Annotated in this window: 18 protein-coding genes, 4 tRNA genes and 1 pseudogene; 6 read left to right on the forward strand and 17 right to left on the reverse strand. The window is 46.3% G+C overall.

Features of this window, described 5'->3' with window-relative positions:
* Positions 1–213: 213 nt before the first annotated feature.
* On the forward strand, positions 214–4,605 hold the full coding sequence (gene pulA, locus L9Q39_RS08635; RefSeq protein WP_237484686.1) for a pullulanase-type alpha-1,6-glucosidase: 4,392 nt from the start codon (positions 214–216) through the stop codon (positions 4,603–4,605).
* Between the two features lie 194 nt (positions 4,606–4,799).
* Here the strand turns inward: pulA and L9Q39_RS08640 are convergent, their stop codons facing one another.
* The 8 genes from L9Q39_RS08640 to uvrY all read right to left on the reverse strand — a co-directional run bounded on the left by L9Q39_RS08640 (position 4,800) and on the right by uvrY (position 9,655).
* Positions 4,800–5,531 (reverse strand): riboflavin synthase subunit alpha, encoded by a 732-nt coding sequence (locus tag L9Q39_RS08640; protein WP_237484687.1) that lies wholly within the window; start codon positions 5,529–5,531, stop codon positions 4,800–4,802.
* Positions 5,532–5,686: 155 nt separating this feature from the next.
* Positions 5,687–5,762, reverse strand: a tRNA-Gly gene (locus L9Q39_RS08645).
* Between the two features lie 40 nt (positions 5,763–5,802).
* Positions 5,803–5,889, reverse strand: a tRNA-Leu gene (locus L9Q39_RS08650).
* A gap of 62 nt (positions 5,890–5,951) precedes the next feature.
* Positions 5,952–6,027 (reverse strand) — tRNA-Gly (locus tag L9Q39_RS08655).
* Between the two features lie 18 nt (positions 6,028–6,045).
* A tRNA-Cys gene (locus tag L9Q39_RS08660) sits at positions 6,046–6,119 on the reverse strand.
* 453 nt (positions 6,120–6,572) lie between these two features.
* A complete protein-coding gene (pgsA, locus tag L9Q39_RS08665) occupies positions 6,573–7,127 on the reverse strand; it encodes a CDP-diacylglycerol--glycerol-3-phosphate 3-phosphatidyltransferase (RefSeq protein WP_237484688.1) in 555 nt (184 codons plus the stop codon).
* A gap of 45 nt (positions 7,128–7,172) precedes the next feature.
* On the reverse strand, positions 7,173–9,011 hold the full coding sequence (gene uvrC, locus L9Q39_RS08670) for an excinuclease ABC subunit UvrC (RefSeq protein WP_237484689.1): 1,839 nt from the start codon (positions 9,009–9,011) through the stop codon (positions 7,173–7,175).
* The gene (gene uvrY, locus L9Q39_RS08675; protein WP_237484690.1) at positions 9,011–9,655 is read right to left on the reverse strand and encodes a UvrY/SirA/GacA family response regulator transcription factor; all 645 of its coding nucleotides are present in this window, start codon (positions 9,653–9,655) and stop codon (positions 9,011–9,013) included. The genes uvrC and uvrY overlap by 1 nt, the downstream gene beginning before the upstream one ends.
* 487 nt (positions 9,656–10,142) lie before the next feature.
* Between uvrY and L9Q39_RS08680 the strand changes: the two genes are divergently transcribed.
* Complete coding sequence (locus L9Q39_RS08680; RefSeq protein ID WP_237484691.1) at positions 10,143–12,521, forward strand: DNA polymerase II; 2,379 nt, start codon at positions 10,143–10,145, stop codon at positions 12,519–12,521.
* Positions 12,522–12,558: 37 nt separating this feature from the next.
* Here the strand turns inward: L9Q39_RS08680 and L9Q39_RS08685 are convergent, their stop codons facing one another.
* Positions 12,559–13,326, reverse strand: a complete 768-nt coding sequence (locus L9Q39_RS08685) for a nucleotidyltransferase domain-containing protein (protein WP_237484692.1) — start codon at positions 13,324–13,326, stop codon at positions 12,559–12,561.
* A 220-nt stretch (positions 13,327–13,546) separates the two neighbouring features.
* The gene (locus L9Q39_RS08690; RefSeq protein WP_237484693.1) at positions 13,547–14,023 is read right to left on the reverse strand and encodes an outer membrane lipoprotein; all 477 of its coding nucleotides are present in this window, start codon (positions 14,021–14,023) and stop codon (positions 13,547–13,549) included.
* 145 nt (positions 14,024–14,168) lie between these two features.
* Between L9Q39_RS08690 and efpL the strand changes: the two genes are divergently transcribed.
* Both efpL and L9Q39_RS08700 read left to right on the forward strand, forming a co-directional pair.
* The gene (efpL, locus tag L9Q39_RS08695) at positions 14,169–14,735 is read left to right on the forward strand and encodes an elongation factor P-like protein EfpL (protein WP_237484694.1); all 567 of its coding nucleotides are present in this window, start codon (positions 14,169–14,171) and stop codon (positions 14,733–14,735) included.
* A gap of 6 nt (positions 14,736–14,741) precedes the next feature.
* Positions 14,742–15,059, forward strand: coding sequence for an HI1450 family dsDNA-mimic protein (locus L9Q39_RS08700; RefSeq protein ID WP_237484695.1), 318 nt, complete (start codon positions 14,742–14,744; stop codon positions 15,057–15,059).
* Between the two features lie 214 nt (positions 15,060–15,273).
* Here L9Q39_RS08700 and L9Q39_RS08705 read toward each other — a convergent pair.
* From L9Q39_RS08705 to L9Q39_RS08730, 6 genes and pseudogenes are all read right to left on the reverse strand, one after another.
* A pseudogene (locus L9Q39_RS08705) lies at positions 15,274–15,663 on the reverse strand (DUF2750 domain-containing protein).
* Positions 15,664–15,795: 132 nt separating this feature from the next.
* On the reverse strand, positions 15,796–16,701 hold the full coding sequence (locus L9Q39_RS08710; RefSeq protein ID WP_237484696.1) for a manganese-dependent inorganic pyrophosphatase: 906 nt from the start codon (positions 16,699–16,701) through the stop codon (positions 15,796–15,798).
* A 129-nt stretch (positions 16,702–16,830) separates the two neighbouring features.
* The gene (locus tag L9Q39_RS08715) at positions 16,831–18,576 is read right to left on the reverse strand and encodes an alpha-amylase family protein (protein ID WP_237484697.1); all 1,746 of its coding nucleotides are present in this window, start codon (positions 18,574–18,576) and stop codon (positions 16,831–16,833) included.
* 116 nt (positions 18,577–18,692) lie between these two features.
* Positions 18,693–21,155 carry a trimethylamine-N-oxide reductase TorA gene (gene torA, locus L9Q39_RS08720; protein WP_237484698.1) on the reverse strand — a complete coding sequence of 821 codons (2,463 nt, stop codon included), beginning with the start codon at positions 21,153–21,155 and terminating at the stop codon, positions 18,693–18,695.
* Between the two features lie 24 nt (positions 21,156–21,179).
* Positions 21,180–22,361 (reverse strand): pentaheme c-type cytochrome TorC, encoded by a 1,182-nt coding sequence (gene torC / locus L9Q39_RS08725; RefSeq protein WP_237484699.1) that lies wholly within the window; start codon positions 22,359–22,361, stop codon positions 21,180–21,182.
* Between the two features lie 42 nt (positions 22,362–22,403).
* The gene (locus L9Q39_RS08730; protein ID WP_237484700.1) at positions 22,404–22,580 is read right to left on the reverse strand and encodes a periplasmic nitrate reductase, NapE protein; all 177 of its coding nucleotides are present in this window, start codon (positions 22,578–22,580) and stop codon (positions 22,404–22,406) included.
* A gap of 818 nt (positions 22,581–23,398) precedes the next feature.
* Between L9Q39_RS08730 and L9Q39_RS08735 the strand changes: the two genes are divergently transcribed.
* Entirely contained in the window at positions 23,399–23,566 is a 168-nt protein-coding gene (locus L9Q39_RS08735) for a hypothetical protein (protein WP_237484701.1), read from the forward strand.
* Between the two features lie 172 nt (positions 23,567–23,738).
* Here the strand turns inward: L9Q39_RS08735 and L9Q39_RS08740 are convergent, their stop codons facing one another.
* Entirely contained in the window at positions 23,739–24,971 is a 1,233-nt protein-coding gene (locus L9Q39_RS08740; RefSeq protein WP_237484702.1) for a hypothetical protein, read from the reverse strand.
* Positions 24,972–25,254: 283 nt separating this feature from the next.
* Between L9Q39_RS08740 and L9Q39_RS08745 the strand changes: the two genes are divergently transcribed.
* Positions 25,255–25,494 carry a TIGR02647 family protein gene (locus tag L9Q39_RS08745; protein WP_237484703.1) on the forward strand — a complete coding sequence of 80 codons (240 nt, stop codon included), beginning with the start codon at positions 25,255–25,257 and terminating at the stop codon, positions 25,492–25,494.
* The last annotated feature ends 205 nt before the right edge of the window (positions 25,495–25,699 follow it).

Genomic DNA, 25,699 nt, shown 5'->3' on the forward strand with positions numbered 1-25,699 from the left:
TGAACTGTGAAGCCGAGCCACCAAGGAGAAACCGTGCTGAAACCCAGTTACATCATTACGCCTACATTGTGTGATTCGCTGTACACATATTAACCAACTCAGCCCTTTCCCTCCTCCCTAACGACAAAGAGCAGGATGAACTCGGTTGACAAGCCCCTCCTTATACTGGCTAAAAATCCGGCGAATATCGCCGTATAATATGGAGGTTATAACGTGAAACATAGCAAGTTAATTCATCATTCTCCCACACCGACCCGATGGATGTTATCGCTAATCGCAGCATCTGTCTTAATGGGCTGTAACAGCGATGAGCCTGAAACCATAAGCATCAACACACCACACTCATCAACAACACCACAAGAAGTGGAACTGGATCCAGTGGTCGTTCTGCCGAGCGCGGAAGACGCACCCAGTGCCGATGAGATAGTTTTAAGTGCCATCAACGATGTTGACGCCACCTCGACAAGTGCCGACCAATGGCTGATTGTCTGTGATGATCAAACCTCGATTGCTCCATCGACTGACGATAGTTTCGGCGCACTGTGGAAATTGTCTCGGCAACAAATCGACGCGTGTGGCACCGCTGAGATTAATAAAAATGGTCAGAGTTTTGGCTCCCCAGTCACTTTTGACCAGCAAGACTTTGGGCATAGCTTTTATCTCACTTCAACGGGTTCACCAAGCTCAGGCACACGACAAGACGGCTATCTTGCCGCCATCGGACTGCCTCAAGACGACACCGATATCATCCTGCCTAGCGTCACCGCACCCGATGAACTCCCTGCGGGTAGTGCCAATCAAGTCGCTTTGCAGTTGTATGACCCGATGGGGGATTACGCCCCTTATGATGACTTTAGCCTCCATCTATGGGGCACAGTGCAACAACCCGATGGGGGTTGCAGTGGGTTAGAACAAGCCAATAGCAATTGGGATGACCAATCCGTGACACCTGATGCAATGGATCAGTTCGGTCCGGTTTGGTATCTCCCGGTCACGAGTAACGAAGAGGGCTGCTTTAACGTTATCTTCCGTGATAACAACAACAGCAAACTAATTGGCGATGATGTAAAGATAGATATCGCAAACCTAGCAAGCAATCTTAGCGCCACCTTTATGCCAAATAACAGCACACAATTTGCTTCTCGTAGTGAAGCGTTTCAACTTGCGGGTCCATCCTCGGAATTTGTGATTGATACCCATGGTGCGCTATTGATCGATGACCAAACTCTGGTTTGGCATGCCGCGAAAAACGCGGATGTGGTTCAGATTATGTTTAGCAACAACGGAGAGTTTCAAACCACCCAAGAAGAGACCGACGATGGTTCCACCACCACCGTTTCGGGCGCGTCCATTGTATTAACCGCCGCTACATTGACGTCTGAGCAAGCAAGCCAATATCCACACCTTGTTAATCACCCTGTGTTTGCTCTACCGACACTGCCTGACACGATGAGCTTGGACAAATTACTCAAAGCCAATTTGGTTGCTGTGGCCAGTGACAGTGACGGCACGATGAGATCTGCGACTGGGATTCAAACCGCCGGGGCGCTTGATGCCATCTATGCGCCACAAGCAAGCCAATTAGATTATGGTGCGGTTTACCAAGATAACGCGGTCACTTTCCGCCTCTGGGCACCCACGGCGCAAAAAGTCTCTTTATCCCTGTATAACAGCGACAAAACGCCCGACTCAAGCCACGAAATGACCGAAGACAGCGCCAGCGGTAGTTGGAGTGTCACACTCGATCAAGACCTAGTGGATGGGCAGTTTTATCGCTATCAAATGAGTCTGTTCCAACCAAGAGAGCAACAAGGGTATCAATTTGAAGTTACCGATCCCTACTCTGTGAGCCTTGCGATGAATTCGGAATATAGCCAAGCGATTAACCTCGATTCCGAACAGCTAAAACCCAGCGGCTGGGATGCCCTTGAGGTCCCTCATTCGCAAGCAGAGTCAGACCTATCCAAAGTGGTGATCTATGAGTCTCATGTGCGCGATTTCTCCGCCCTCGATGATTCCACCGAAAATAAAGGCAAATACCTCGCCTTTACCGAGCAACAGAGCGTACCAGTTAACCATCTGCATAAACTGAAAGCCGCTGGCGTCACTCACCTACATCTTATGCCAGTGTTCGATATTGCGACCATCAACGAAGATCCGCAGCAAGTTGCCAACATTGATCAGCCCTTTAGTCAGCTATGCTCAGTCAACCCAAATGTTCAGCAATCGCAGTTCTCTGGCTACTGCTCACAAGATGTGACCATCGCGGAAGTATTTGAGCAACTGTCTGAGCAAGACAGCAAAGACAATGCGGTCGTTGAGGCGCTTAACGAGTATGTGCGTGGCGTCGATAGCTATAACTGGGGCTACGACCCATTCCATTACACCGTGCCTGAAGGTTCCTACGCGACCAACAGCGATGGTGCCGATCGCATCATAGAGTTTCGTCAAATGGTGCAATCCATTAAGCAAGATATTGGAATGAATGTGGTGGTGGATGTGGTCTACAACCATACCAATGCCTCGGGTCTAACCAGTGATAAATCGGTATTAGATAGAATTGTCCCGCTTTACTACCACCGACTCGTCCCTGATACCGGTGCGGTCGAGACCTCGACATGCTGTGATAACACCGCTCCTGAGCATGCCATGTTTGCCAAATTGATTGACGACTCGATTAAGGTTTGGACCGAGCAATACAAAATAGACGCATTCCGTTGGGATCTTATGGGGCATCACCCGCTAAGTCAGATGGTAACGACGCTTGAGGCAGCAAGAACCGTCAATCCTGAAGTCTATTTCTATGGTGAAGGCTGGAACTTTGGTGAAGTTCAAGACGATGCTCGCTTTATACAAGCGACGCAAAAACATCTTGGTGGCACTGGCATCGGATCGTTCTCTGACCGTTTACGTGATGCGGTCAGAGGCGGCAGCCCTTTCGAAAGTGGTGACGATATTCGACGCGCCCAAGGTTTTGCGACCGGAGCCTATGTGGCTGCCAACGAGTTAATGCAAGACGCTCTCACCACAGATCAAGACGATGATGGTGTCGCCGATGAATTGGCACGCGCCCTCCATCAATCTGATCTTATTCGCCTTGGTATGGCCGGTAACCTAAAGTCTTTTCAACTGGTGGATCATCAAGGTACCAGCCAAACAGGCGCGACGCTTGATTACAATGGACAAAGTGCTGGCTACGCAGAGCAACCTTGGGAAGTCCAAAACTACGTATCCAAACACGATAACCAGACATTCTGGGACATCAATATGTACAAAGTCGCCCATGATATCTCGCTCGACGACCGCGTAAGGATGCAAGCTGTCGGGATGTCGACGGTGCTACTTGGACAAGCGATGCCATTTAATCATATGGGCGGTGAACTACTGCGCTCAAAGTCAATGCAGCGTGACTCCTACGACTTTGGCGATTGGTATAATCGTGTCGATTTTAGCCTGCAAGACAACAATTGGGATAAAGGCTTACCTGCCAAAGAGAAAGATGAAGCCAACTATGAATTGATAGAAAAAGTGCTGACACAACAGGCAGATCCACAAGCGACACAAATCGAGCAGATGTTCGATTTCTATCAAGAGTTGCTTCAGGTACGCACATCTACCGCCTTGCTGACTTTGCCCGATGCGCAGCAGATTCTGTCGAGAGTCGATTTCCGCAACACCGGACCCGAGCAAACGGCTGGATTGATCGTGATGACCATAGACAATGGTAATACTCAGGAAACCGATATAGACAGTCGTTATAATTCTGTCGTGGTCATGATTAACGCAACGCCTGAGACGCAGACAGCAACTCACTTCATCGATCATAATGGTGATCCGATTACCCTTGGTGACTTTGAACTGATTGAAACCCATGCCGATACACGCTCTATTGCTGGCAGCGCGAGTTTTGCTGATGGTAAGTTTAGCGTTCCAGCATGGTCAGCGGCGGTGTTTGTTGAACCAAGGAGTGACACTCGAGGTCAAGGTTTACCGGTCTCTTCGAAAGCGGATATTCCTCCTTTTGGTGCCAGTCAGGCGATCTATATTGCCGGAGATTTCAATGGCTGGACGGTGGATGGCACTTTAGCAGCGTATGCGGGTGATGGTGTCTATCAGCAACGAGTGGGACTCAGTGATGACTCTGAGTTTAAGTTTACCTTTGGTCATTGGGATACGGCGTTTGGCTGTGGAGGAGGAAATTGCAATGCAGGATTTACCTCTTTGGGCATGTATTTGCTCACCATGGATGCGAACGACACCTCCAATCCTGAGATTAGCGCGAGTTTAGTTGAAGACTACAGCAACACGACTTGGTATTTACCCGGTTCGCTATTGGGTTGGCAACATAGCGATGCTCAAAAAATGCTACAGGAGTCATCAACGACATGGAGCGCCCAATTCGACAATATGACCGCAGGCAGCACTGCTGAGTTTAAAATCACTGGTGAAAGTTGGGGGGTATTTGAACATGGTAGTCAGGACATCGTTTCACAAGATGCCCGAATCAGCGGCGATGGCAATATCACTTTCACAGCGGATACCGATGGCAGCTTTAAGATAACATTTAATATTGTTACCAAGGCGTTGTCGGTGACCTCTTTGTAACGGTCAGAGCCCTGTTGGTAAAATAACACGCAGCGTTGTTTGTTGTTGAGTAGAGTCGCTATTCAATTGACATTCAACGCTGTATTCCTACCACCAAGCGCAACTACGCGTATTCCCTACGTCCACGTCTTGTTAAATGATATTCCGAAAGACAATATCAGTCGGCTCAATCCTAAGCCAGCCAGATTTTCGCGTTATTTTTTGTGGTCTTGTTGTTGAGCTGTAAGCCCTTTGGTCGTCAGTTGACCGATATCATCCACATCGAGCCCCTGTTGAGCAAGAAACTGCTCGAACAATGGCAACACAGGTCCAAGTGTTTCGGCGATGGTCTCTTTAACCGTATCAACAATCACTTGAGTACCGCGCTCTATCTCGATGTTGACATTCGAGCCCTCAGCTTTCAATCCAAAGGTGGTCATACGGCGGGTTTCTGGGATAAGCCAAACATCAAACCAAGCCTCTTGCTTGTTGACCTCAGAAATGGTCAAGCTGGCACCGTTGATGGCGATATACCCTTTAGGGAACACATAGGGCTTCCACTCTGGAGGAAGATCAAACAGGATGCGGTAGTTGTCGCCTTGCTGCTCAATGGCTCTCACCGAGGTATTAAAATCAACATGACCTGACAGAGGATGACCGCCGATTTCAGCGCCGTCTTTAGCGGCTCGCTCGACGTTGATACGCTGACCCGCTTCAAACTGGCTCAGTGTGGTGATATTTAAGCTCTGTAACATCACATCAAACAGCACGCGAGTGTCAGAGACAATGGTCGTCACAGTTAGGCATACACCATCAACCGCCACGCTCGCACCTATCTCTAGGTCAACGCAAAACCCCGGTTCAAATTCGATTTCAAAGGTTCGGATACCATTTAAGTCGGTAATGGTGTCGATAGTGGCGACAGACTGAATAATACCAGTAAACATAATTCCCTCTTTGTGCTTTTATATACCGCATTTTATACATACGGGAAAGTACGCTAATGATGACAAAACTCGTCAATAATAGAAAGAGGGGCGCTGAGATTAATGGTTAGGCAGAAAACAAAAAAGCCCCAGCATTTCTGCTAGGGCTTGTGATTTGGAGCGACACACGAGGTTCGAACTCGTGACCTCAACCTTGGCAAGGTTGCGCTCTACCAACTGAGCTAGTGTCGCATTTGTCTATTCAGACTAAATCTATCAAACTATATTGAGATGGTGCCCCGGGCCGGACTTGAACCGGCACAGCGCGAACGCCGAGGGATTTTAAATCCCTTGTGTCTACCAATTCCACCACCAGGGCACGCAAAACTTGTTGCGATGGAGACACCATCTTGGATACCGCTTTCGCCATATCTTTATATTTGGAGCGACACACGAGGTTCGAACTCGTGACCTCAACCTTGGCAAGGTTGCGCTCTACCAACTGAGCTAGTGTCGCAAATTCTCAAAGAGAGAATGGAGGCGCCTCCCGGAGTCGAACCGAGGTCCACGGATTTGCAATCCGCTGCATAGCCACTCTGCCAAGGCGCCTTCTTGTTGTTACCCAAAAACACCAAACTTACTTACGTTTTGCTTGACCGTTCCTCTTGGGTACGGCAGGCATTTTACGCAATCAGTAAAATGAGTCAACACTATTTTTTAGTTTTTGAATCGTTTGACCAATAAACACTCAAAATGAGCATAATTGTTTAATTAACTAACGGATTGGTGCCAATTTGATTCGGAAAAGATGTTTGGATTCGACTCTTTTGCCCTATTCTCACAACCTGTAACTGATTGAAGTTACGTTTTTACTCGTGGTTGAACACGATTGCATCGAAGCAATGATTAACAGCATTCAGCCTTGGATTTCAATGCCCCATAGTTTCAATCACTAAACAATTCAAAGGACTAAAGGTTTCAGACACTCAATAGCAAGGTTGGTGTATTTGTCCCATAAAAAAACGAGTCAATATCTGACTCGTTTTCTACAATCATGAGAAATTAATCTTCGGAATTTAATAAATCGTCTTTGGCAGCAGCGAGATATTGCATCATCGACCAATAGGTCAAGAAGGTCGCAATGTACAGCGCGGCATAACCAATCCACACCATCCAATCGTCATGTCGCCACACCAAAAACCACAGTGCGAGCATTTGCGTCATGGTTTTTACTTTACCAATCCAAGAGACCGCAACACTGGCGCGTTTACCAATTTCTGCCATCCACTCACGGAGAGCCGAGATAATGATTTCTCGTGCGATCATCGTGACCGCCGGGATCGTTATCCAGAACGAGGCATAGTGCTCAGTAATCAAGATAAGAGCCGTCGCGACCAACACTTTATCCGCAACAGGGTCAATAAATGCCCCAAACCTTGAGGTCTGGTTGAGTTTGCGGGCTAACATACCGTCTAACCAGTCGGTAAAACCGGCTACCCAGAAAATCATTGCAGCAACAAAAGGCCCCCAACTGTAGGGTAAGTAAAAGGCGACGACAAAAACTGGGATAAGAAATAATCTTAGCAAAGACAGAATGTTAGGTATATTTAAACGCATATTGGTATCAGCTCTAATTTGATGCGTGTTTATGTTGCGGGATTTTTACGACTGTTTCAATGCTTGATAGATGTTTTCTGCCAAAGAATGACTAATTCCTGGTACTTTGGCTATTTCTTCAACACTGGCGCGCTTCAGTTCTTGAATTCCACCCATATATTTTAGTAACGATTGGCGTCGTTTTGGTCCAACTCCTTCAATTCCTTCTAATGGACTGGTGCGGCGAGTTTTCGCTCGCTTTGCTCTATGCCCAGAAATCGCATGATTGTGGCTCTCATCTCGAATATGTTGAATCAGGTGCAAAGCGGGATCATCGCTAGGAAGATTAAACTCCGTCCCTTTGGGGGTGACGATAGTTTCAAGCCCCGGTTTGCGCGTTACCCCTTTCGCTATCCCTAACATCACCGGTATCTTTGGCCATTGTTGCCAATATTTTGAAATAATCTCTACCGCACGGTTAAGTTGCCCCTTACCACCATCGATAAAGATGATGTCGGGTATTTTATCCACATCCAACTGTTTAGAGTAACGACGTTCAAGCACTTGAGCCATGGCGGCATAATCATCACCGCCAGTAATGCCGGTGATGTTGTAACGTCTATACTCCTGCTTTATTGGTCCTTCGGTGTTAAACACCACACAAGACGCTATGGTGCTTTCTCCCATGGTATGGCTGATATCAAAACACTCCATACGCTGAATACTTGGCATATCCAGCACACTTTGCAACGCCTTAAACCTCTGGTTAATCGTCATCTTATGATTGATCTTAGTGGTGATCGCCGTTAAAGCGTTGGTGTTAGAGAGTTTAAGATAACGTCCCCTCGCCCCTGTCGGACTAAGGTGAAAACTGACCTTGTGACCCGCGATTTCCGATAAAGCTTGCTCAAGATCAGAGCTATCACCGATATCGTCTTTGTTGAGCAAAATTCGCGACGGAATCGTGCGTGATTCACTTTGATTGAGGTAGTACTGAGAGATGAAACTGTAAAACACCTCATGCTTTTGGGTGTTGTTTGGGATCTTAGGAAAGTGGCTACGGCTGCCTAATACTTTACCCTGACGTATCATTAAGATATGGATACAGGCGACGCCGTTCTCTTGAGCAAAGCCTAATACGTCCATATCCGCATCACTCTGCTCAGAAACAAATTGCTGCTCCTGTACTCGGCGAATTGCTTGGATCTGATCGCGATATTGAGCCGCAGCCTCAAATTTCAACTGCTGACTGGCTTGCTCCATCTTGTCCACCAAGGTTTGCAGAACATGTTGATCCTTACCTTTCAGAAACAAGCGAACGTAGTTCACCAACTCTGTATACTCTTCATCGGAGATAATAGACGACACACAAGGACCCGCACAGCGACCAATCTGATACATCAAACATGGTCGACTGCGGTTAGCATAAACGGAGTCTTCGCATTGGCGTACCGGGAAGATTTTTTGCAGCAGATGCAAGGTTTCCCGCACCGCGCCTGAGTCTGGATACGGACCGAAATACTCACCTTTACGTTTGCGCGCACCCCGATGCACCGACAGCCTTGGGTGTTGATGCTTAGAGAGGAAGATATAGGAATAGGATTTGTCATCACGAAGCAGTACGTTGTATTTGGGCAAGTACTGCTTGATGTAATTGTGTTCGAGAATTAATGCTTCAGTCTCGGTGTGCGTGACGGTGACATCAATTTTGCAAATATGGCTCACTAAAGCGCGAGTTTTTTCGCTGTCTATTTTTTTACGGAAATAGCTGGAAAGGCGTTTTTTTAAGTCTTTCGCTTTACCCACATAAATCACCACCGACTCGGCGTCATACATTCGATAAACGCCGGGCTGGTTGGTCACTGTGCTAAGAAAAGACTTAGAATCAAACTCGCGGTTGGGCACTAGAGCGTCTCGGTATCTAACATTCCGTGACGAATCGCTAAGTGAGTGAGCTCAACATCACCACTGATGTCTAGCTTATTAAACAGTCTATAGCGATAACTATTAACGGTTTTAGGGCTCAGGCTCAGCTGCTCGGAAATATCCGTTACTTTCTGACCCTTGGTGATCATCAGCATGATCTGCAGTTCGCGTTCTGAAAGATCTTTAAATGGATTTTCTGATGCTGAAGAGAACTGACTTAACGCCATCTGTTGAGCAATCTGCGGCGAGATATATCTCTGACCACTGTTGACTAACCGTATTGCGTTAACCATTTCATCGGGCGCAGCGCCCTTGGTCAAATAACCCGATGCGCCCGCCTGCATCACTTTGGTTGGGAACGGGTTTTCGGTATGAACGGTTAGTACGATAATCTTGACATCTGGTTTGTGACGAAGAATTTTCTTTGTCGCTTCAAGACCACCGATTCCGGGCATATTCATGTCCATCAAAATCACATCTGCGTGATTGCTTCGGCACCACTTTACGACGTCTTCACCACTGTCAGCTTCCCCTGCTACTTTCATTCCACGAACGTCTTCAATAATACGTCGGATCCCTGTGCGAACCAGTTCGTGATCATCTACAAGGAAAACATTAATCAAACTTGTATCTCCACACTTATTTATTGGCTCTGCAACCACATCAAGGCTAGTGGATAGCAGCATAACAACCAATAATAACTTAATTTAGTATCAAAAGCTCTATTCCGTCGAGCAATTCTCTCACCTAGGTCGTACACATTACGATCTACTTTAATTTCCGTCAATCATAAAAGTTTTAAAATCATTGAGTTACAAGTCAATTAATAATCTAAATCAATAATGTAACCAACGGTTTTCTCACACAAAATCCACGTGCGATAGCATAAACAACGGCCACTTATTTTATAACAAAAGCTTGAAGGCAATCACTGTTCGCTCACGATTCGCCCGTCGCTCAATCAGACAGGGGTTATCTAGCATAATCTCATTGCTTGAGTATACTACGACATATCCGAGTGACCTCAAGATGCAGAGTTCAGAGGTAACTTGGGTATATAACACCTTGGAGCGTAAAGCATTACCACCGCCATTGGTTTAGGATTACTGATTGAATATATACACCGGATTTCTACTCACTCGTCAAGCCCGAGATACGCACAATGGCCCACAAATTGAGCTTTGGTTGTCGACCGAGAGCGGTCCTGCCCAAGTTATCATTCAAGGTGAACAGCCGGTGTTTTTCGTCGATAAAGCGCAACAGCAACGAGCGGTTGATATTGCTCACTCATCGAATATCGATGTGCGCTTACAAGCTATTGATCTCAAAAGTTTCGACCATCAGCCTTTGGTCGCCGTCTATTGCACGACAATCGCGCATGCTCGCCAACTCGCACAGTCGCTTAAAGACAATGACATCCTTGTTCTCGAAGATGATATTAAACTGGCTGATCGCTATCTAATGGAGCGCTTTATTCAAGGCTCCCTTGCGGTCACAGGACAAACTCAAGTCATCAATGGGAGCAAGGCAAATCAATACCTAAGAATCACTCAAGCTAAGTGCAAGGCTCACGACTATTCGCCTCAGCTCAATATTGTCTCTTTGGATATTGAATGCTCCGAAAAAGGCGTGTTGTATTCCATTGGTCTCGATAGCCCAAGGGACAGTCGCGTCATCATGATCGGTGCGCCTGAGGAAGCAACAACGGCAATTCAATGGGTCGAGAATGAAAAAGCGTTGCTATTGGCACTTATTGAATGGTTTAAATGGTTTGACCCCGATGTGGTGATTGGATGGAGCGTGATCGATTTTGACTTCAAACTGCTTCATCGCCGCGCTGAGTATCATCGTATTCCGCTCACTCTGGGGCGAAGCGAACAAACCGCTTACGTGCGTACTCTGCCCTCTAGCGGGCAAACCTTTATCTCTATCGCTGGTCGCGTGGTGTTGGATGGCATCGATACCCTGAAAACTGCTACCTACCAATTCCGTTCATGGTCACTGGAATCGGTATCGCAAACCCTGCTCGGCGAAGGAAAACAGATCCATAATGTTCACGACCGTATGGCGGAAATCAATCAGATGTTTCGCTCCGATAAACCCGCGCTTGCGGGCTACAACTTGCAAGACTGTGTATTGGTCAATCGCATTTTTGAGCATACCCATTTAATGGATTTCGCCATCGAGCGCACGAAATTAACCGGGATTGAACTGGATCGCGTCGGCGGCTCAGTGGCTGCGTTCACTAACCTCTACCTACCGAGACTGCACCGCGCTCAATATGCGGCACCTAACCTGCATCCAGAAAATTGGATCGCCAGTCCCGGCGGCTATGTGATGGACTCAATTCCAGGACTTTACGACTCGGTGTTGGTGCTAGACTTCAAAAGTCTATACCCATCCATCATTCGTTCTTTCCTCATCGACCCGCTTGGACTGATTGAAGGCTTAAACAAAGAGGTCGGTAAAGCGCCCGATCAGGCGGTCGAAGGTTTTAGGGGGGGTCAGTTTGATAGAGAGAAACACTTTTTACCCAGTTTAATCTCGCAACTGTGGCAAGCCCGAGATCAAGCCAAAGCCAACAACGAAAAAGCCTTCTCTCAGGCAATCAAAATCATTATGAACTCGTTTTACGGTGTTTTAGGATCGTCCGGTTGTCGTTTCTTCGATACGCGCTTGGCTTCATCCATTACGCTTCGCGGTCACCAAGTGCTAAAACAGACCAAGGAGTGGATTGAACAGCACGGCTATCAAGTGATTTACGGCGATACGGATTCGGTCTTTGTTTATTTAGGCAAAGTCCACTCTCACCAAGAAGCCGATCAAGTCGGCAAAACACTGGTTAACGTTATGAACCAGTCTTGGCAAGACACCTTGCGTCAACAATACAATTTAGACTGTTACCTTGAATTGGAATACGAAACCCACTTTCGCAAGTTTTTGATGCCCACCATCCGAGGAGCCGAAACCGGTTCCAAAAAACGTTATGCTGGCGTCAAGACCAGTGAGCAGTCTGAAACCATCGTATTTAAAGGCTTGGAAAGCGTCAGAACAGACTGGACACCGCTGGCTCAACGATTCCAGCGCCAACTGTATCAAATGGTATTTGATAACCAAGACCCATCGGAATATGTGAGAGAGTTTGTCGAGGCAACCTCAAGGGGAGACTATGACCAAGAGTTGGTCTATCAAAAACGGTTACGCAGAAAATTGAATGACTATCAGAAGAATATACCTCCTCAAGTCAAAGCAGCGCGTATGGCGGATGCCATCAATGAACAACTGGGTCGCCCGCTGCAATATCAAAATCGTGGACGTATTGAATACGTCATTACCACCAACGGTCCAGAGCCAAAAGAGTACCTAAATTCACCCATTGATTACCAACACTATGTTGATAAACAGTTACGTCCGGTCGCAGAAGCGATTCTGCCTTTTATTAATCAAAGTTTTGATGATCTCAGCGCGCCACAGATGGGATTGTTTTAATCTGAGTGAATCGGTCTTGGTGAACGATTTCGCCAAGCTAACCAATCTTAAACTCGGTCTTTTTGTACTCTTCCACCAGCCAAGAACCGAAATGGTCCAGCAAGCCGACCACTGAGCGTTTGGGGATCACTCGAGTACCCAAAAGGATATTAAGGCGCGCTACGGTTTGCTCATGTTGTGGATAGTAACGTAAAAACCGTTGCCCGCACTCCAGCGGTTCCTCTATCCAGCGCTTTTCTTTATGCATAACGAGGCTATATGCAGCGCGCAGCAGCTTCTTAGCCAACTTTCGCTGTAGTTGAATTTGTGACGCTTGACCGGTTGCTGTGGCAATCTGCTGACGAATCACGGGAAGATAATCGACCGTATCCATGTTCCATTGCTTAGCGATTTCCCAGCTCGGCACAAAATGACCAAAGCACTCCGCCAGATCTTCGCCATGAATACAAACACAACATTCCCGTAGTAAGAACCCCCAAGTAAATAGAGCCTCTAAAGAGGCAACCTCATTCACCAGCGCAGTGCGTATCGACACCCCATTAACAAATGGGTAAGCACGCTGAAAACGCCAATTAATAGTATTAAACAAGGTCGTTTTGGTATCAGAAAACGGTCTATGGGTAATCACCACCACATCAATATTGGAGAGATAAGGAATGGCTCGCCCCGCCGCGACAGAGCCATAAAGATAGACGCTGTGGAGGTTATCCTTGAGACCACTTTTTAAATAGGTCACTAACTCTCTTACCACAGGTTGGTATTCGGACTGACTGACGCTCGATAGATAATCTTGATCGGTTGACACGGTAGCGGACTAAATTGACTGGGTTGCGCATATACTACTGAGGATTGTTCGATGATTCAATCAGCCAGTTGCTGAATTTCGATGCGCAAATTGCCCTTGGCTATTTGCGCCTTTGTAATGGCTCAAGGGAACCTTAAGCCATGTTAGTTGCATAAGTTTTTAGTTTCATAAGTTTGATGATACGGATTCTTTACTGTCGCTTGTTTCTCATTGAAAGCGGTTAGCGCGGCACCACCCGAGCATCTTTGCCGTTAACGTTTACCTGCACCTCTTGCCCGACTTGGAATATCATTTCTGGATTCACTTCTTGAACCACTGAGATAGTTTTGCCGTCTTCAAGTCGAATCGTCATATTCACGCCGTTACTCTTACCTAGTTCTTCTGTAGCTTTACTCCCCGCATAACCACCAAGCACACCACCACCAATCGCAGCAATATCTGAGCCGCTACCGCCACCAACCTTGGAGCCAAGGATGCCACCAATCGCCGCACCGGCAATCGTACCCACCGCGTTGGAGCCTTGAGAAGCTTCAATGGTAACCGGAGCGAGTTTTTCTATGGTGCCATAATAGACTTGCTGAATGGTTCGAGTGTCTTGAGAACCATAGGAGTCACCATAGGGATTAGGGGATGAACAAGCCACCAGCGAGATGAGCGGTACCGCTAACAGTAAATTCAATAGGCGAAGACGTTTCATCGATATAACCTCCAAAAATGATCGCGTTTATTATTCAAGTTTAGGCACTAACGTCGAATTTCACACCCCATCATTTGTATCTTGAGCAATGCTATGCTTCGGTCGTATAATCACTCTGTTTAAACCAATATATAGGAACTATTCCATGCCAAAGGCAAGTGAGCTAAAAAAAGGTTTTGCGATTGAATCAAATGGCAAAACGTTGCTAATCAAAGATATTGAAATCACTACTCCAGGTGGCCGCGGCGGTGCAAAGATATACAAACTGCGTTGCACCGACTTAGCAACAGGCTCTCGTGTTGACGAACGTTTCAAATCTGATGACGTTGTTGACACTGTCGATATGAACAAGCGTAACGTCGTGTTCTCATATGTAGACGGTGACGAGTACATCTTTATGGACAATGAAGATTACAGTCAATTCACCTTCAAACAGAACGACATCGCAGACGAATTACTGTTTATCAACGAAGAGACACAAGGTGTTCAAGTTATCCTTATCAATGGTAATGCCGCAGGTATTGAACTGCCTTCTTCTGTTGAGATGGTCATTGAAGAAACCGACCCATCAATCAAAGGGGCTTCAGCGTCGGCACGTACTAAGCCAGCACGTTTTGCTACTGGTCTAACGGTTCAAGTCCCTGAGTATATCGCCACTGGTGACCGCGTAGTGATCAACACTACTGAACGTAAATACATGAACCGAGCGTAATTGACCATGACTGATCTTATCTCTTTTGACGACACGATTGACGCGGCTTATGACATCTTCCTTGAGATGGCAGCCGACAATCTAGAAGCTGTAGACGTCATTCTGTTTACTGCCCAGTTTGATGAACGAGGCGCTGCTGAGTTGGTCGAAACGGGAGCGGATTGGGGTGACCATGTTGGCTTTGAAGTGGATGAAACTTTTGCGGAAGTTCGCATTGGCTTAGTGAATGAAGAGGACGATGTTCTCGATGATGTGTTTGCGCGCCTACTTGTGAGCCGCGATCCTGACAATAAGTTCTGCCACATTTTATGGAAACGTGATTGAGCAAAGTCATTTGGTCAAAAGTCATTTAGTTTAGAGTCATTTGGCTAAGTCGATTAAAAGAGCAAGGGGTGATGACCTCTTGCTCTTTTTGTTTGCGTCACTCTGCCCGTTTGCATCCGCCAATAAGGCAACGCGATAACACGCAAGCGCTCCGTACCTTAATCGATCAATAACTCAATCGATCAATACTTCAATCAGTCAATACTTCTTTCAATCAACGATTCAATTTTTGAGCCTGTTTTTTTAGCTCAAAATCAAATTCATCTGGATACAGCACCACACCCTCTTCTTGTTGATTTGGGAATACGACGACTGCCAATTCGTCATCCTCTAGGCCGTAAGTCCAGCGACTGTGCCATTTATTCAATGAAATCGCTTCGGCTTTGCACTCTTGCCATTCACCGGTTGCCCACTGAGTCGCGAACTCTTCATTTGGTCAAACCGGCACGCAGTCCTCATCTTCCGTATTGAGCATCACGCAACCGTGTTCATCGGTAAGAATCCAAATCTGTCGCTCTTGAACCATGGTTTTCACACTGTAGTTCAGTCGCTTTTCTTCATCGTATGCTGCAATTTCAGCCATCTGATTAGCGTCTAATGCCATCATTTTTCTCCACCCGCAATTGTTCTTGTTCGCTACGTCTTAGTGTAGCGGTAATAAAAAACCCTAGCACCATATTGATGCTAGGGTTTGAATTAGCAATATTCGCTCGAATTAAACAAGTGCTCGCTCGAATTAAACCAGTTCAGCTTGTAGCCAAGGCCAACCTTGTTTCTTACGGCTTAGCGTTTCTGCCATCATCAAGATGCCATCCACTTCGTGTTTAACAAGCTTCTCTGCCCACTCACCTTTGTAAAGAAGACGAGTGTTCGCCGTCGTGATATCTGTCAACATAACCGCCGCAAATGCCAAACCGTCTTGTTGGCAGCGACGCTCTAGATCTTGCTCAAGGGCTTCGATCATGCCGTCAACTTGTTCAAGCGTTGCTAACTCAACTTGACCAACCACCACGTCACGACCATTGAATGGGTAAGCTTTTAGGTCTTTTTCAACCAACTCAGCCGCTGACAGACCTTCAATGTTTGTTTTAGCAATCAGTAGATCTTTGATGAATGAATCAAGATCTTCAACGCCCGCGATTTCAGCCAGTTGTTGAACCGCTTCTTTGTCCTTGTCAGTACAAGTGGGTGAAGCAAAGCCAACCGTGTCAGAAAGAATCGCTGACATCATTAGCAAGGCATGTGGACGTGTGATTTCTGCTTGTTCCATTTTGAAAAGGTTGAACAGAATTGTACAGGTACAGCCTACTGGCCAGATCCACGCTTCTAGCGGGTTCACTGTCATCACATCACCTAGACGGTGGTGATCAACAATACCTAGGATTTCAGCGTCATTGATGTCATCCGGTGCTTGAGCAACGTCGGTATAGTCAACCAGCCATACTTTTTTGCCTGCAACGCTGTCACAGAATTCCGGCTGATCCATGCCAGCGGTTTCAAGAATATGCTGAGTCTCACGGTTAATTTCACCTTGACGAACTGCTTTCGCTTCAAGGCCGCGAGCTTTAAGTAACTCAGCCGCCACTAGAGCGCCACAAATGCTATCACTATCTGGATTTTTATGACCAACAACTAAAATCATTTTGCTTCCTAAATCTATTGTTTCTATCGACGCCTATCGCATCTACCTTGGTGTTTAGGGCTGATACTTTACCTGATTTTGAGCGTTTGTCATCGTTTGACCGAGGAAAATGGTAAATATTCGAGCTGACTATTCATCCAAATGCGTGACTGCGACAATCGCTCGACTGTCTTGCTGGCTATTCACTGCGACAATCTGGATTTGAGTCGGCTCAAGGTTGTACTTTTCGCCAGTCCAAAAATCAAACCAGTCACAAGGATACTCCGAGGTTAAGGTATATTCAGACACCTGATCCTGATAATGAAACAAGCAGTGCAGGCGGTTGTTTTCCGACAAAGGCAACACGGCATGGTTGACGGCCAATGAAGCAAAGGTGGCTGAATTGTGATTGCTCCTATGGCGAACGATTAATTGCTGTAAGCTCTCAGCGCAAAATGGCGTCATATCCGACAAAGGGTCGCCAGACAGCAAGATACCACCACTGGTCAATAACGCATTGCGGTGAAATTCATAGGCCCAGCGAGGGGCTCCTTGATTGGGAAGCGACATAAATCTTGCGCTATCGGGGTCCATCAGCCAAAGCGTCTGGTGTTGCCAGTAGCGGAAGAACGCCTGTCTAGCCGTTGTTTCAAAGTGTGCAAAGGTACGTTCGTCACTATCATAAAATCGCATGATATCGACCAAACCTAACGACGGCCAAGCCGGAGCGTTAATGGCCATCAAGTGAACCTTATCTCCCACTCCTTCTTGTATCGCTTGCATGCTCAGTCGGTAAGCGGAAACGCCCGTGACACCAAATTGGTGCCGATAACCCTTAATGGCACCCCACAAGTTAAAATCCAACATTAACAGTTGAACTCCCCAGCGTTGGCAAAGCAATTGGCAACGCTGAGTAATGAAAGCCTGAACCTCTAACTGGCTACCATCAAGCAATTGAAACTGGTTTGACTCATTAAATTGAGAGCTATGATGAACCAAAGTGATAGCACACCCACGAGCATCGTGAATAAACCAATCCGGGTGCTCCTCAATCAAGGGATCGTCAGTACCAACGGCGAGAGGCATCAGTCGAAGTGCCAATTGTTTACCGCATTGTTTTACTTGCTCGATATCCTGACTGATTCTTTGCGCTAACTCCGGCTGAGTGAGGTTTGATAGTGTTAGCGGGTAGTGCTCTAGTGCAACCCAACTCAACATGGCTTGTTGTGCTTTCAACTTGACCAAGTTGTCACATAGAGCTTGATGAGAAATCGGCACTTCATCAACACATTTGCTGCTCCAGCCGAGCATATCGGTAAAGCCATCGACACTGCGGCGGGGATGATGATGGTTGATCAATTCAACATAGCGAGCAAACACCTCGCTTAACTGCTCACCTTGAATCACAGCAAGCGACTCTAAAACATTGCTATCCCAATATTGAGGTGGACTGTCTTCCCCATCAATTAAAGCCAGAACATCGGTTCCCAGTTCACCCTGATGCAATTCGAAATAGCCAGCAAAGCGAAAGCAACTGGTAAACCCAAATAAAACAAAGCCGCTGGATTGTTCTAGCACAAGGTAATTGTAAAAACGATGGGGTGGCAATGGGCGACTGGTGGCACTTTGCTGTAACTCAAACTCTCGACCACCGAGCTCTTCGAGTTGCTCAGGGCGACCGGAAAAAAGATTGGGTTGCTGAAAGCCATCACCCAACACAGTTGCGGTAAGCTCAAGTTGGTTTTCGAAACGAACAAGTGGTGTTCTGTCCGGTACGGGTTCAAGACTCACGCCCGCATATTCAAAATAGAGTTGTTCATATCGAACACTGACCTGAATATTGGCATTAACGGCAATCGCCTCTATGTCTTGAGAAACAGAAATATATTCGTTCATTTCCCTTTATCTACAATACGTTGCTTATACCTCAATTATAGACAGCCAATAAAAAAACCCATCCTTAGCGGATGGGTTTTGTGCGTAAAGTCGAACTATTGCTCTATCAAACGGCTCTACGAGACTTCAATTGGACCACCAAATGCTGTTACAGGTGGCGCTTCACCAACGAATTTCTCAAAATCAACTAAGCAAGTGTTTGCCGACGTTGCTTGCGCTAATTCAGAAGAACCAATATCCATGGTTAACGTATTTGGATCGCCGTAAGTATCGATAGCACCAATCTTTTCGTTCAGAGGACCGTACCAAGCTCCCTCTTCAATACGCACCACACCCGGCGCATAGCTATCAGTGACTACCGCACCCGCTAGCAACTGACCGCGATCATTGAATACGCGTACCAAGTCGCCATCTTTGATGCCTTTTGACTTGGCATCCGTTGGGTTGATGTAAATCGGCTCACGACCTTGTACCGCATACGTGGCACGGAACTCTTCCGACTCACACATCTGCGAGTGCAGGCGCTTATCAGGGTGACAAGATTGCAGCCAGTATGGGTGTTTTTCAGAACCCGGACCACCGTGAGAGCGCTCGGTCTTCTCAAACCACATTGGGTGTTCCTGACAGTGCTTGTAGCCCATTTTACCAATAGTACGACTGGTGATTTCAATAAAGCCAGACGGCGTACCCAAGGCATTGATCTCAGGATCTTCACGGAACGCTGCATGACGAGTCCATGGTTTACCTTTGCCAAAGTCTAGCAAGCCTTGCTCCCAAAACTCGTCAAACTCTGGCATATCAAATTTGCCTTTGTTTGCAGCACGGCAGTCATCATAGAGACTCTTGACCCATTCCATTTCGGTCATACCGCGGGTGTAGTCTTCTGAACGTCCCCAGCGGCGAGTCAGTTCTGTCATGATCTCAAAGTCGGTCTTCGACTGGAACAGCGGGTCGACAAGCTTATGCATTGCGAGTAGACCTCGACCAGAATACGCGCCGTAACCATCAATATCATTACGTTCAAACTGAGTACAAGCAGGCAGTACAATATCTGCGTGACGACAGGTTGCCGTCCATGCAAAGTCAATCGCAACGACTGTATGAAGATGTCTAAATGCTTTCTTCATACGGTTACGATCTTGGTGATGGTGCCAAGGGTTATTACCACTGAATACCATCATCTTAATATCTGGCAACGTCACTTTCGCGCCGTTGGCATTAATGACCTTGCCCGGCTCGAGTAGCGAGTCTACCCAACGAGCAACAGGAATCACACGACTGTAGCCCTTGAAGTCTTGGTTAGTGTATTTAGGCGTTTGACCTTGATCTAAGTTAAGCGGGAATGAACCCGGCTTAGCGAAACCCGTTGACGGTACACCAATACCTGAATAGTGGTGACCATAAGAAACACCACCACCAGGCAGACCGATTTGACCAATCATTGCCGCAAGAACCGCGCCCATCCAGTAAGGTTGCTCACCATGCTCTTGACGCTGAATACACCAGCCGAACAGTAGCTGAGTACGACCATTCACCAACATGCGAGCGAACTCGCGGATCTTATCGGCTGATACGCCACAGATGTCGGCTGCCCACTCTGGCGTCTTCTCAACCTTGTCTTTGGTTTTGCCCGTGACATAGTTGACAAAATCTTCAAAACCTAAGCAGTAGGTATCGATAAACTTCTTATCGTAGAGATCTTCCGTGTAAAGCGTGTGTGCAAGACCCAACATAAACGCCACGTCAGACTGCGGGTTTACATAGATATGATCGTTTTCTAGGTAACGTTGCGTCTTGTTCTTGACGGGATCAACAGAGATAACGTTGATCTCTTTGTCGGCCACTTTCTGTTTCAGCTGCTCAAGGTACTCAAAAGATTCATGAGTTTCACAAGTCCAACCCACCTGAAGGTTCTTCACAGGGTCGTTTGCCCAAAGAATAATGTTGTCACTATTCTCAAGAATCAATTCCCAAGAGGTGCCCTGTGCATACACTTCGGTTGAGCCTAGAACGTAAGGCAGGATCGTTTGACCCGCACCTGTTGAGTAGTCACCCACTTTCTTAACTGAATAGCCGTGCATACCGATAGCACGCTGCATATGGTTGTTACAGCTATGCATTTGTCCCGTTTGACGCCAACCGGTTTGACCCGCATGCAATGCGTATGGACCGTAATCTTTTTGAACACGCTCTAACTCACGGTAAAAAAGATCCAGTGCCTCATCCCAAGTGACACGAACAAAACGGTTGTTACCGCGAGTCTCTGCTGCGTACTTGTGCTTTTTAAGCCAGTCAAGACGAACCATCGGGTAACGCACCCTTGATGGGCTGTAAATGATACCTTTGATACCATTGAGCATATCCGTTGGATATTTATCCACTTCCAGCGGTTTAATTTCTTGAACTTTGCCAGCCCACACTCGAGCACGGAATGCGCCCCAGTGTGAACCCGATACTTTCCAAACGCCATCCGTCTCTGCCGCTTTCGCTGACGCAGAAACCAATAGACTTGGGCCAACTAGAGAGGCGACACCTGCACCGGCTGTACCTTTAAGAAAGCTTCTTCTTGTTATTGCCATTATGTTGCTCCAATTGACGTCTGATTAGTGGTGACCTTCAGAAAAATCTGAAGAGTGCTTTTGAAGATATTTCAATACCAAGGCTTCTGTATCGGTATCGAAGTTTACAAAGGCGATCATACCGTCAAGCATGCCTACCCAACCATTGGCACTGAAGTGTGCTTCATCAGGTTGTGTGTGACAGGTAGAACAGTTGGTCTTATACGCTTCACCAGCGGCATCCCAAATAGGATTAAAGTCAGACACCATAGATTCTTGTTTCATCCAAAGATTGACCGCCACTTTTTCCCAAGGTAGACCAGTTAGCTCATCTTCTTTCTTTTCACCCACAACAACGTCGGCGCTTTGTGACACTTCTTTGTTCAAGATTGCAGTCGAAATGTTCATACCAAAATCTTCTTGGATGACGCGACCATAGCCTTTGGCTTTACGCCAGCCATCAATCTCTACTTTCACCATATCGTCTTTCACTTCTAGCACTTGAACTTGGCTAGCTGGGCTTAGAAGACCTACCTCGGTTGTGGCCGTTGCATCGGTATAAAGAGGTAAGTGACGTACAGACACCACTTTGTTGCCTGTCGAGTAAGAGGTGCTGTTGGCGATCTGCTCTAAGTCACCCACAATACCGCTCGCGGCTGCCATATCTTTTGGCAGGTGGTGAGCGATACCTTTGTGACAGTCAACACAGCTCTGATCACGCTCGGCTGCCGACGTCATCTGTATGCGAGCCGTTGGTGACATGTTTTCAAAGTCCATCGAGTCATAGTTGTGGCAGTTTTTACATTCAAGAGAGCCATTTGCAGAGAAACGGTCCCATTCATGACGCGCTAGCTCAAGACGACGAGCCTCAAACTTTTCTGGGGTATCAAGATCGCCAAACACTTGAGCAAACACTTCTTTCGATGCCTGCATCTTACGAGCAATTTTGTCTGTCCAGTTGTGAGGCACGTGACAGTCTGGGCACGTCGCACGAACACCCGAGGTGTTTTTCCAGTGAACCGTTTCTTGCAGTTCAACGTAAACATTTTCACTCATGGTGTGGCAGCTAATACAAAACTCTTCGGTATTCGTTACTTCGAGTGCGGTGTTAAAGCCGCCCCAAAAGATAATGCCGCCAATAAAGCCACCTGCGGTGAGTACACCTAAACTGATGTGCACTGCTGGGCGACTGATGGTGCGCCAAAGTTTAATTAAAAAGGATTTCATGTCTTAATCTCTCAAATCGTTATATCTGTTTATGCTGTGTGTTTAACCGTGTGCACCCGGAGGACCCAAGAAAAATACCTGTAGCATCCAAACGATAAAGCCGTAACCACCGACAATGGCCACCGCCAGCAGTGGGAAAAATACCGCGCAGATAATAAAAAATGACTTCCATTCCATGCTGTGCTGTCCAGCATCATCCACTTTTTTAACATCACTCATACATTTGCCTATTTTGTAATCGCTAAAATTTTTTTGACCAGCGGTTGGCTCGTCACTCAAATTCTGTTTTATAGTGAAAATGCTAAACCAAACTCTGCTCTCGATTCAAACACTTCCGACGTTTCAAGCCTTATTATTCAACCATTCTTTGAGGTCATCCTGAGTTGTATTTAATTAAATATCGATGTGAAAAATTATTAACAGAAATGAAGAAATAAGACCTTTAAAATTATGTGCCAAATTAACAATTTTTCAACCTAGGGCGCCCGTTACTGTACGATTTTCGAAATAAATGACCGCCAAAACAGACCGATAAATAACAATATTGTTACTAAAATGTAATCAAGTGTCGCCCGTTCTATTGGACGCCGCTTTGCATCGTAATCGATTAAAATTGCTGCAACCCATACAAAAGTCATAAGCTAAAATGACCCGTAAAATCCTCACTGGACCTAACCCTATTACTGCTATCACATAGCATGTTGATCATCTAGGTGGTGATGTTCAGCGCCGCTAACGCGTGTCTCTTGTTGGTCGTCAACACACAGATTTTACCATCAAGAAAATTACGCATAACCCGAAAAAATACCAGTCTGAGTGAGCAAAACCTATTGACAAGTTCGTTACGCACGGAGTTTAAACTAGGTTATCCACAATAAATGTGGATAACTAAACTAAAGTTAACTCATATACTTATCAATACCGTCCACGAGGCAAGGCAACTCGCACGCAATGGAATACATCCAATTTCATATTAGTGTCATAGGCGGCGACTAGTGTGTGGATAGGTGAACATGACACGTCACAAGGAGTGGGCTATGAATTATGCGAATACAGCAATGGAATCACGATATTTCATCGATGATGAAGCTAAGAATTGGCTGATATGCGATCCCGAAGAAATTCAAGCTAAAAGACCGGAACAAGACGCATTGTGCGGGAGTGAGCAAACACTACCGAGGCTGGCGAGTTTATCGGTTAACTGACTCGACTTTGACTGCGCTTGCCTTCACTGAGAACTGGGAGTGTTGCTGAGATAGCAACACCGTCAGATATTTGATCCAGATAAAACAAACCCACCGTAATCTGGTGGGTTGATGGTTTGCAGCGCTCAAGGTTAACCGACTGCTCGATTGATCCTTGTGCGGATTGTGAGCCTTACTCTTGAATAGATTCAGGCTGCTGAATAGGTTGTGGATCTTGTATAGACTGTGGCTCTTGCGTCAGTTGCGAAGCTTGCATCGAAGACACCAATTTTTTCAGAGCCTCAATTTCATCATTATTCAGCGCCGAAGCACTTGCGTCGAGGCTAAACGTCTTAGAATGAGCAAGTTGCTGTTCTAGCAAAGCAATTTGTTGCTTTAAACGTTGATTTTCCGTCAACAAAGTATCGACGCGACCATCTTGTTTTAACCTATCAATGTCGTGCACAATCCATTCAGAATGTGTCGCAAAATCGTGGTCACGATAATCTTCACCTTTCAGATTAGCGGAAATCTTATGTAGGCGCGCTTCCATCTCCAATACGATGGGTTCGAACTGACCTTTACTCACACTCGACAGTTGTTTCACCTGTTTCGCGACCACTTCTAAGCGACGAGTTTGAAAGCGTATACGAGCCGCTTGGTGTTTGATCTCTTCAAACGCTCGAGGTTTCTGGCTAACAAACTGTCCTAACTCTTCAATATCATGAGTCACATTGGCATAAGTTATCGGTGCCAAACGATGATAATCTTCCAGCTCTAACTGCTCTAATCGCTGTACCAAAGGCGCAACGTAAATGGTGTCAATCACTCTCACTTCCAGCGCATTCGCACGACCTAACCACAGAGTCTGTTCTTGTTTGGCTCTGTCTTCCTCAGCAATCACTAAGTATTCAAATAGCCGTTGGTACTCTTCCGTGAGGCTACTCATCGCATATTTAAAATACTGACTCGCCTCCAACTGCTCTAGATAAGCGTACTCCACCATTGCCGGCGCTAATACTTGATCAGCTTGTTGCTTTAGCTTGAGAATCGCTTTGTAGTGATGTTCGACGGTATTAATACGATCGCGGAACGCCACCGCATAAGTTTCACTGGAAAACATGGAATGCTTACGATTCAACTGACTGGGATCTTTGCGGATATCAAGAAAGTGTCCGTGAGCGTTTTTCCAAACCGACATCATCTCTCTGTAGTTTTCAGGTGCATAGAGTTCAAGGTCACCTGCCCCCTCAAGGGTTTGTGACCAATGCTGATGAGTTTCTGTGATCGCCTGATATTCGCGATTTGCGACAACATCTTTCTGTACAACGCTGCTTTCTGGCTGAGTCTCAGGCTCTGAAGTACTGGCGCATGAAAATAGCGTCATGGTACTAATAACCAAAATCACATGTTTAAGTGAAAGCATGTTTACTCCTTGAACTCCAATCTTATCTTTATCGAACCAACATCTTTAGCCGAATGTTGCACGATGTTCGTTGCCGCTTCGATAGCCGTGCCATTATATATGCAAAAGTCGTGACAAAATATAATAGTTTCAATTTATTTGTCTAATTTTCAATCATTTATCGCTTATTAAAAACGCTCTGATGTCAGAATTTTGTCTTGAGTAGCAATTTGCACCGTTGGAGATTGTCTTCCCCTCTATTCCACACTATGTTGAAGGAAACTCAGAAACGAAAGGTACGCCTATGAAATTCACACCAGAGCTTCTCGCACAAATGAACTTGCTAATGCAGTTTGACCTTAGCAGTGCAGCAACTGGCATCAAGGTTCACAACGATGCCAGCGAGGAGACGCGACAAGCGATTGCCGCTCTTTACAATAAAAAGCTATGTACCCTTCCCGACGGTGGCTATCTGACTGACGAAGGCATAGAAGTCGCCGAGCACGCTGACAAGATCCTTAGAATCTTATCCGCCTCGGTATAACAGTTACCTACCCACACCTCTGCGGGTGTGGGTTGTCTACTTTTAAGGGGTCATATCACATATCATCCTTGACCTCTGCCCTAACTCCTAGCCCGACATTCAATTCTTAACACGCTAGTGCATCTGCTGAGTTGCAGAAAAATAATCTTTTCTCAATAATAGATTCAACCTCACAGAAAAGTTCAGCAACTTTCAATCCGTGTCG

The sequence above is a fragment of the Vibrio hippocampi genome (assembly GCF_921292975.1).
Taxonomy (GTDB): domain Bacteria; phylum Pseudomonadota; class Gammaproteobacteria; order Enterobacterales; family Vibrionaceae; genus Vibrio; species Vibrio hippocampi.